The 9,393-nt window shown below is 29.1% G+C and carries 12 protein-coding genes and 1 pseudogene; 2 read left to right on the forward strand and 11 right to left on the reverse strand.

What is annotated here, in order from left to right; all coding sequences use genetic code 11:
• Nucleotides 1-134: 134 nt before the first annotated feature.
• From H5203_RS21850 to H5203_RS21885, 8 genes are all read right to left on the reverse strand, one after another.
• Complete coding sequence (locus tag H5203_RS21850; RefSeq protein WP_182820313.1) at nt 135-623, reverse strand: hypothetical protein; 489 nt, start codon at nt 621-623, stop codon at nt 135-137.
• Nucleotides 624-887: 264 nt separating this feature from the next.
• Nucleotides 888-1,301: a hypothetical protein gene (locus tag H5203_RS21855; protein ID WP_182820314.1), complete on the reverse strand. Its 414-nt coding sequence runs from the start codon at nt 1,299-1,301 to the stop codon at nt 888-890.
• A gap of 250 nt (nt 1,302-1,551) precedes the next feature.
• Nucleotides 1,552-2,187 carry a hypothetical protein gene (locus H5203_RS21860; RefSeq protein WP_182820315.1) on the reverse strand — a complete coding sequence of 212 codons (636 nt, stop codon included), beginning with the start codon at nt 2,185-2,187 and terminating at the stop codon, nt 1,552-1,554.
• A 304-nt stretch (nt 2,188-2,491) separates the two neighbouring features.
• Nucleotides 2,492-2,875 (reverse strand): hypothetical protein, encoded by a 384-nt coding sequence (locus H5203_RS21865; protein ID WP_182820316.1) that lies wholly within the window; start codon nt 2,873-2,875, stop codon nt 2,492-2,494.
• Nucleotides 2,876-3,001: 126 nt separating this feature from the next.
• Nucleotides 3,002-3,412: a hypothetical protein gene (locus H5203_RS21870; RefSeq protein WP_182820317.1), complete on the reverse strand. Its 411-nt coding sequence runs from the start codon at nt 3,410-3,412 to the stop codon at nt 3,002-3,004.
• Nucleotides 3,413-3,801: 389 nt separating this feature from the next.
• Nucleotides 3,802-4,350 carry a hypothetical protein gene (locus tag H5203_RS21875; protein ID WP_182820318.1) on the reverse strand — a complete coding sequence of 183 codons (549 nt, stop codon included), beginning with the start codon at nt 4,348-4,350 and terminating at the stop codon, nt 3,802-3,804.
• Nucleotides 4,351-4,440: 90 nt separating this feature from the next.
• Nucleotides 4,441-4,656, reverse strand: coding sequence for a hypothetical protein (locus H5203_RS21880; RefSeq protein WP_182820319.1), 216 nt, complete (start codon nt 4,654-4,656; stop codon nt 4,441-4,443).
• 215 nt (nt 4,657-4,871) lie between these two features.
• The gene (locus H5203_RS21885; protein WP_182820320.1) at nt 4,872-5,240 is read right to left on the reverse strand and encodes a hypothetical protein; all 369 of its coding nucleotides are present in this window, start codon (nt 5,238-5,240) and stop codon (nt 4,872-4,874) included.
• Nucleotides 5,241-5,356: 116 nt separating this feature from the next.
• Between H5203_RS21885 and H5203_RS21890 the strand changes: the two genes are divergently transcribed.
• Entirely contained in the window at nt 5,357-5,947 is a 591-nt protein-coding gene (locus H5203_RS21890; protein WP_182820321.1) for a hypothetical protein, read from the forward strand.
• 37 nt (nt 5,948-5,984) lie between these two features.
• Here the strand turns inward: H5203_RS21890 and H5203_RS21895 are convergent, their stop codons facing one another.
• The 3 genes from H5203_RS21895 to H5203_RS21905 form a co-directional block, all read right to left on the reverse strand.
• Nucleotides 5,985-7,586: a hypothetical protein gene (locus tag H5203_RS21895; protein WP_182820322.1), complete on the reverse strand. Its 1,602-nt coding sequence runs from the start codon at nt 7,584-7,586 to the stop codon at nt 5,985-5,987.
• Between the two features lie 83 nt (nt 7,587-7,669).
• Complete coding sequence (locus H5203_RS21900) at nt 7,670-8,350, reverse strand: hypothetical protein (RefSeq protein ID WP_182820323.1); 681 nt, start codon at nt 8,348-8,350, stop codon at nt 7,670-7,672.
• Nucleotides 8,343-9,248: an SAM-dependent methyltransferase gene (locus H5203_RS21905; protein WP_182820324.1), complete on the reverse strand. Its 906-nt coding sequence runs from the start codon at nt 9,246-9,248 to the stop codon at nt 8,343-8,345. Before H5203_RS21905 ends, H5203_RS21900 begins: the two co-directional genes overlap by 8 nt.
• A gap of 21 nt (nt 9,249-9,269) precedes the next feature.
• Between H5203_RS21905 and H5203_RS21910 the strand changes: the two are divergent.
• Nucleotides 9,270-9,393, forward strand: a pseudogene (locus H5203_RS21910) (NUDIX hydrolase); the annotation flags it as partial.

The raw sequence follows: 9,393 nt of genomic DNA on the forward strand, positions 1-9,393 counted from the left end.
TTAAAAAACATATTATATAATGCGTTTTTTCTTGATAATTATTTTTAAAAGTTTTGGAAGGGTTAGTCATGTGGCTCATGCGGTGGTTGATTTTAGGCGTTAAAAAAGGCGCTTAAATTGCGCCTATCTGTATTTTAAAATAGAGTTATATTCTCCTTTGCTCTTATTAGCTTCTCAATGTTTTTGTCTATTTCAACACACCTAAATTCACAGTAATCAGTATAAGAAAATAACAAAATACTTTTTAAATTAAACTCAGTCAGTGCTACGTCATGATAAGAAAAACGGGTTTCATCGGTTGGTATAAATTCTATTCTTCCGTCAATAATTTTTACTTCTTCGTAAAAATCAAAATCGAGATCATATATATCACCTTCTTTCAATATCAGTTTACGTTCTTCCATGTATACTAATTTTGATAATTCTTTACAAAAATATACTTCATGACGATGGTTATTATCAAACTCTCTTATCGCTTCCAAATTATCAATATTAAACTCTACTTCTTCATAATCATTGATTAGCATAACGTTATCATTAAGTAATTCAATTGAGCTTAAATTTTCTGTATCTATATCAATTAAAACTCCATTATCGTTTAATTTCAATTCCATTTTTTTCATAATTTTTCTTCCTTGTTTTTTATTATTAGGTCTTTCCTTAACCTATACTTATATTATAATATAACTTTATTTTAATTCAATACTTTAAAAGATATAGAATAATAAATAGTTAAAAAACATATTATATTATGCGTTTTTTATTGATAATTATTTTTAAAAGTTTTAGAAGTGTTAGTCATGTGGCTCATGCGGTGGTTAATTTTAGGCATTAAAAAGGGCAATTCAATAAAATTACCCTATATTGTTTCAGCTATCTATATTTAATTATAATTCAATCAATCCATTAAAATTATTTCTTATGTATTCCCTTTTTTTATCATTTACTAATTTTTTGTTGTCTTCAATGTAATTAAACACATTACAACGGGAAGTCCAATCATTCATAAAATCAAAATCTTCAACTAAACGATATAAATTAAAATCTTCATCAGCTTCATTTATTGCATCAATTATGATTAAAGCTCTTTTTATTATTTGATTGTTAAGTAACCTTTTATAATCTCTTATGATTTCATCTTTATCTAATTTTACAGGCTTTTGGTAATACTTATCTATTAGCTTGTTATTTTCAAACGCATCATAATAATTAATGAAAATATTGTCCCAATTTTTAATATCTGAATATATCGCCAGTTTTTCTTCATTTGTTGTTTTTGGTGTTATTATAATTTTAGTCATTTTATCATCCTTATTTTATTATTTTAAAGCACTTCCTCTTGCTTATACTTATATTATTACATAATTTTTTTATTACTCAATACCTTAAAAGATATATAATAATAAATAGTTAAAAAACATATTATATAATGCGTTTTTTATTGATAATTATTTTTAAGAGTTTTATTTATCATGTGTTCATGCGGTGGGTAATTTAAGGCAATAAAAAAGGCGCATAACGCGCCTTAATCAAATCAGTAAAAATCAATAGTTAGCTCATTCTTAAAGTTCTCTTTCTACCTTGTGCCATCGCACTTTTAAGATTTCTAACAGTCTGCTTAACTTCTGGCTTTTCTACTTTGTTTTGTGCTGGTTTAGTGCCTTGTTGCCTTGCTTTATATTCTTCTACTGTAATGCCTACTTTGTCTTTGAATTCTTCTTTTAACTGGAATGTAGCAAGTGTGTTGCCATTCTTGTCCTCTATCTCGTAAATGATACCTTTTGCTATGTAGTGTAGCCTTGCGTTTTTCACCAAGCTACGTACTTTCTTGTTCTCTATTTCTGCGTTATTTTGAAAATTGTTTTTGTGCTGATTACTATTGATATAAACCAATGGTTTAGCATAGATATTTTTGAATTTTGAAGGTGATACACCAAATTCATTTTGAAAATCGAAACGAGTTGCTTTGTTGTCCTGTATGTCATTAATCATACGATTTGCGCTTCTTAATACACCAAGTCCAAAATTTTTCTCTAATGCTATGTTTACAGGTTTATTCTGTACTTCTACCTTATCGTTATTCACTGTTTTAGTATCTTGATTTACATCAATAGAAGCTTGTTGATTAACTGATGCTACACCGAAGATTGCTGCTGATATTGCTGATAGAGATATAAGTTTTTTCATAATGTTTATTCCTTTAATTTTGTTTTTAAGCTTTCCCCTTGCTTACATTATATATTATAATATAATTTTATTTTAATTCAATACTTTAAAAGATATAGAATAATAAATAGTTAAAAAACATATTATATAATGATTTTTACTTGATAATATTTTTACCAAATAAAAAATAAAAAGAATAGTCTAATCAATACAAGTATGAAAAGTATCGCAATAATAATATTGACAAGTCTTGATAAAAAATTCATGTTATTCCCCTTTAAAAAAAAGGCGCAATAAAGCGCCTTATCATATTCAGTAAAAAACCTTAAAGCGATCTTTTTAAATTGTTAGTTTGCTTTTGTGTTGGCTTAACAGTATCAGTTGCTTTCTGTACTTTAACGTCATCATTTGATAGATACTTGTTTGAAAATTCTGTATCACTGATTTTGTATCTATCTTTGAATTCTGCTTTCAAGTTAGCAATTTCAACATTTGATAAAACACCTTCCGCTTGTTCTATCTTTTTGTAATCTCTGGTTGCGGCTTTAACACGTACAGGTGAGAAAGTAGTAGGTTTTGAGTTCACTTCTGTTTGGTAAGTATTGTTTTTAGACTTGCTTATATCGTCTACAAAATTATCATTCTGGTTAACTGATACTACACTACCGATGCCTAGTGCTACTGCGATTGTAGAAACTATTTTCTTCATAACATTATTCCTTGTTTTTATTTATTAACATAAGCTTTTTCCTTTGCTTATATATACTATTGTATCATTAAATTTAAAATCACCAAGAAAATGTATAAAGAAAAAACGTATTAAACAATACGTTTTTTAAAATATATTTATTTTATCTTTTACAATAGTTGAATTGATACACTTAGGATCGAAGGTGGTTATAAACTCATATAGTACTTGTTGTGTTATCGCATAAAAGAAAAAATCGTAAGCTACTTTATTCAATTCTGTGTGCTGTGAAAATGGGCTTTCATTGATTGATTTTACTGATATAGGGTTATAAAGTGTCTTGTTGTATAAATCTTCGAAATTAACCACTTTGGCTAGTTTAAATATAATAGGCATTAAATGTTCTTGGTTAACGTCTAATAGCATTACGTGTTTACGTTCTATCAAATCAACTATATCAGCCTTAATCAAATCAAAGTAAGTCATGTAAACTTCCATAATCTCAGTTGTTGTGTGATCTGTACTAACGTAATCTTTTAACCATTCTTTCTTAATCATTCTTCTACTCCCCTTGTTAAAAAAGAAAAGCCACTTTTTCAAGTGGCTAACTTATCGCTTTAGAGACATGCAAAATTGACAAAATTTTAAATTAGAAAACTAATATCTCTAATAAATAACATATTGTATTTCTTATTTTTGTCAACACTTAAAAAACAAAAATTAATTGTATAATATATATTCTCAGGAAATAAAAAGCCACCTTAGAAAAGGTGGCGTTAAGATAATATTTAAAGGATTGTTCAAAATAAAAAATTAAAGTTTTTATTTCATTACAGCTTGCGCTATATATAAGAATGTATCATCGGTTTTATTATTGTCAATAGATGAAAAACAAAAAAAGTCATTAAATAATAACTTTTCTATTGATTGTTATATTAAGATATAATTTAAAAACTCAAAACATTTGATTTTGTCTTGTATTTTGATAATGCGCCTTTAATCTCTTTAAAGTCAACTTCGTCAAAACAATCATCAGGGTAGATGCTGATATCTTGATCTTCTGCTATGTCAAATATCTCTTGTTGAGTTAATGTAGTGTTGTATTCTTTATTAGCCACTTCTTGAATGAAATAAGAAGTACAAAAATCGTGATCGATGATATGGTTAACATAAAGTTCTTTTTGAAGATCATCCTGTCCTTCTATAAAGTTTTTAGGGTTAGTTTCAAGTACTTGTTTCAAAGCTGTTTCAATGTCTAAGACTTCTAACTTTCTTAAATCTCTACCACAAAGCTCTTTTGCTCTTTCAAAATCATTTTCGAAGTCGCTTGAAGGGTATAAATCTAAATTATCAAGATTTTCATTGTCTATAACACGATTAATGAAATCGTCTTTGCTGGTTGCTACCCAAATTGTAGGTACACTTTGATGTGGCGTTTCAATGATAATTAAATGGTTTTTATAATCTTCTATTTTTTCTTTTAAAATTGTATTCATAATATTTCCTTGTTATTTTTGTTATATATTATTTTTATATATCTATCAACACTTAAAAACATATTATTTAATATGTTTCAAAAAAACACATTATTTAATGTTATTTTTATTGATTGTTTTTTTATTTAATATTGACGTATCAACATCTTTTTGTGCTAAAAGATGTATATAACAATTTGTAGAACGAGTTTCGTATGAATACAATAACATTTCAGTTAATATATAACTTTCATATTGTGTTTGATTGAGATGTTCGATTAGAAGTGTTTCATCATCAGCTTCGATTATTTTCTTTAATTGTTCCATGTATTTTCTCCCTTGTAAGTTTACTTATAACAAGATAATACATGTTTTCATTAAATCAATGATGAAAATATTTTAAAAAAGGGGTTGACTATATAATAATATAGGTTATATATAATAATATAACAAAGTTAAAATATTCTCATAATGTTAATTTTCCTTGTTGTATATCTCATCTCCCTTGAAACTGGCTACTTATATAAGTAGCCTTTTTCTCTTCAGTATTCTTTTTTTATAATGCCAAAAGAAAGCTTATCAACAAAATCAAAAGTCGTTGACTTACAATGCCAGTCCTCACCTGTATCGATCACAGTGCCTACCACAAGTCCTAAACCTGCTATTGGTGCGGCTGTAATGCCTTCTATAAAGAATGCGGCTAAACCTTCTTGATTGCTGTAAGGCGTGTCAGCTTCTTCAAACAAGCCTTCATCATTGAAGTAGATAGCATCGCCATTTGGCATAGGTATAGCGTCTATTAAGCGACAATTAAGAAGAGTGTATTTGCTTTCCAAATCGTTTTGATTGAATTGGACTTGCTCTATACGTTGTGTGAAAGGGTTAATGAGAAGACCATTTAATTTTTTCATAAATATATATCTCTTAAAGAAGTTATATACATTATATTAATTAAAATAACCTTCAGCAACTATTTATTGTTTTATTTTTTATGATAAAAATATATAAACAACAATGGAGATTATTTATGATTTTTATACCGCAACAACGACAACAGAATTTTTTTGATGACAATCATGTAAAAAACTTTTCTAACTACCTTTTTTCTAAATCAAAAAAACATAAAGAGAATGAAGATACTAAAAAAAATATAGTTTGTTATAAAAATGAAAATGGATCATTCTTTACAAGAAATGTATTTGATCCAAGTGAAGAACTAAAAGCTTTTAATAACCACTTCAAGAAGCTCAATCTAAAATCGAAAGAGTTATACAATGATTTAGCTTATGTTTTCTTTCTTTTGGAAATTGATGACGTTTTTTATACAAATATGTTTTACATTGAAAATAATGATTTTTTGTTCGATATGCCACAAGAGATTGCCGAATATTTTATAGAAAGTAATTTTAAAGGTGATGTAAGGTTATTTAATAAAGAACTGAATAAAATTATAGGTGATAAAGATTTTTATACGATTAAGGAAGCAAGCCCTGAAATAATGCGAAAGTTAAATGGTATTATCTTTAAACACCTAAAAATTAATCATAATATGATTTTAGCTATTGGACATGTAGATCAAGAAGACTTTTACCACGTACACAGAATAATGAAAAAATAAAGAAATAAGCGACATAAATATAATTATGTCGTTTTTTTTAAAATTCTAACACTCTATTTTTAACAACACTCTTTTGTATATGTTTGTTATGTTCTCTATATTGTGCCAAAGAACGACTTAGATCATATTTATCTAAATTGTTTAGCTCTTCTTTTGAAGACACTTTACTTTCAACATATAACCTTAAAAACTCTTCTTCGTTTTTATCACATAGGTTTTCATGGAAATCACCATTCACACGTTGATAGCTTTTCGCTTGCTTCGAAAAATCACCTGTCTTTAAGTCTTTCAAGATCTTTTGAGTGGTAGAACGTGGTAGTTTTGATAGTCCTGTAAAGTCTACGACTAAGCTTTTAAGCTGGTTATCATTCAAATGTGAATAAACAGGGGCTAACTCGTCAACATCAATTTTATTAACGTGGTTTGTTGCTACTTGGTTGATTATTGTATCTACGTGTTTATCTTCAATGTTAGACGTTCCGTAAAATACGCCTAATAACGCTTTGTGGTCGTTTAAACCAAGTTCTTGTGCTTTGTTATCAATTCCTTGTAAAACCTTCTCTTTAACAGTTTCAAACGGTAAGTCTTTATCAATGCCTTTACAAGCATTGCTTAGGCAAGGTGTTATGTTTTTTATCTGGTTAATGAAAGCATTGGGTTGATAGATAATCGCGTTAGCTTCGTTTGCTGCTTCTGTGATTGTTAGGTTTAGACTATCAACAAGGTTTAGTCTGTCATTACTGTTTTCAAGAAGATCAGTGCCAAACGTGAATTGCTTATCACCTGCTACCATTTTGATTACTGTTTCATAACCTTCTTTACCAAGTTTCATTTTGATATTGGCTGTCTTGTCTATACCTGTTTCGGCATTACCAAGATTGACGTTGTACTTCAAAACGCCTTTCAAATCACCTTTATCTAAATCAACACACTTTTGGACTAACTCTTCACAGTTTACGTGTTGATATGAGTTTTCAATCATAGTGTCGATAACAGTATCAGGAATGTCTAACGACTTGGTGAATTGTTGTGGGTATAAGTCGCTATCAATGTGTAGTTTAGCGAAGTTGTTAAGCTCTTTTTTGAAAAGTGCTGTTGTAGATATATCTCTTTCTTTCAATTCAGCAAAAACGTGTGTGTCTTTAATCAATCTTTGTAGAAGGAATGATTGTTCATGTGGTTCTGGTAATACTTTCAATGAGTCACGTTTAACAGCGTTTTTAATCTCTTTAACAAAAGCTCTATCTCTCTCTTTTAACGTGTCGTAATCGCCTTTTTTGTCAATATCATATAAAGGACTATCAGTAGAAGAAAACTCTTCAGGGGTATAACTTCGGTAAACAACGTTGCTATTAGTTTCTTTATCTTTGATAGCGGCAATAATGTTGTTGTTATCATGAAGCCACAATTGCGCGGTAAATTCTTTTTTAATTTTATGTTCTGTGTTAAGTGTCCAGCCACCATGAATAGTTGCTAATGTTTTATCTTGATAATTGAGTTTAACTTCATTCATATAATCAACGTCCATTTTAAAATCAACGCTGACTGGTTTTAAACCACCGTTTAAAAACTTTTCTTTAAGTTCATCGTCTTTTAATCTATATAATTTACTTTTTAAATCTTCTACAAATTTACCCATTTCCACATTCTCCCCTTTGAATAACATATATATATCATACCTATTATAAATAATCAATATATATATTATATAAAGGGTTTATTTTATATACTCCAAACGTATTTTAAAATATAATCTTCTACATTTTTCTCTCTATTATTTTTTATATTTAAGTTGTCGAAGTACTTTGTTGACGATGTATACATTGGGCGTGGGTACAAACTCCATTCAGTATTATAATTTTGTTTTAAAATATTATTGAATGCCTTTGCTTGTTGTTTATGTATTTGATCTTGTTTTAGCAACTCATCTCTTACGGAAGGAAGAATACTATCTTGTCCTAAAAAGTATGTTGTACCTGCGTTTATACCGTCATATTTATTAAAAAGGTAAATATAATTTTCTCGTGGGTAGCCGCTATTCCATGTAATCTTATCACTTTTGCTTGTTTTACATTCAATAGGTAAACCTATTTTATTATGTATGATAAGAATATCAGGGGTGTTCTGTGAGCCTAATGGTTGTTCTATGATAAGGTTATCGTCTTGAATACCACTGTCTAACTGTACTTTTGAAAAATCAAAATCAGTAGAACAATGTTCTTTATATTCAGGGTAAAAGTCTTTGAATGTTTTAGCATTGATAAGCTTAAATTTATGTTTCTTTAAGTTAGCTTCTAATTGTTGAGCTAATACGTCTTCAAGTTTATGACCTCCCTGTGTACCTTTCTTAAAGCTTCTTAGACTTTGTAGCGTTTGGACGATTTGAGTGTTGATCTTATTCATCGCACTCTCCTTGTCCGTAAAGCTTTGTATAAGCTTTAACTACATCAGCTTTACCAAAGCCTTTAACCGAAGTGTTTAACTTTGCTAAGGCTTCAAAATCAAGCTTCATTAAACGCTTTAGAACAGTTTTGTTTTTCGCTTTAAAGAAGATCCATTGTTTACTTCTACTTAACTCGTCTTTATCAAAATACAACTCACTGTAATCACCCCATCCTTGACGCAATACTGCGAAGTTCCAGTCATAATCAAAAAACTTTAATGCTCCGTATGTATTGTTATATTGATACATTTCGAAGTCATTGTGTGTTGTTGGTGGTGCTTCTTTCAGCCTTAGATCAGGTAGTGTTTTGTTATCTAATAACCAAACTTGAAAGCAACAACGAACTGAGTAATCTTCACCACAAAACTCAAAAGCGTTTTCAGGTAAGTCAAGATCAAGTACCAGCTTGGCATTCAGGTTTACATTTTTCTGCGTTTGCCATTTTCTAAACTGTACTGGCAAGATAAACGCTACAATATCGCTGTATTCAAAAGACTTGTTGATAAAATCAAGTGCTAATTTTGAGCGTTTGCCGAAAGGTGGGTTGCCAAAAAAAACGGTATTGTCTGTAATGAAAGAAGATATATCACCATTCAAAAAATCATTTTTATAAATATCTTCTGCTGTTGGTTCTATATCAAAACCGATAGAACGAGATCGCCCCGCGACTTCTAAGAAAACGCCTGATCCTGCTGATGGTTCTATAAAACATACATCTTCATTTCTATTAAGTGTGTGTAGCGTATTATTTAATTCTAAAAAACATTTTCTTGCTATTGATTTTTTTGTGTAAAACTTATCAAGTTCTAAATGTTTTTCTTTTTCTAAGTTATATAAGTCCTTTTGTTTTGTATTCATATTTCATCCTTGTTTTTTTCAAAAGGCACTGATATTTTATTAATGTACACTGCCCGCTATGAAGATTTCAGCTTGCCTGGCGGCGGCATTGATGAAGGTGAAAGCATAGAGCAAGGATTAATCCGCGAGCTACAAGAAGAAACTG

Source organism: Pseudoalteromonas sp. SG41-1 (assembly GCF_014164575.1).
GTDB lineage: Bacteria > Pseudomonadota > Gammaproteobacteria > Enterobacterales > Alteromonadaceae > Pseudoalteromonas > Pseudoalteromonas rhizosphaerae.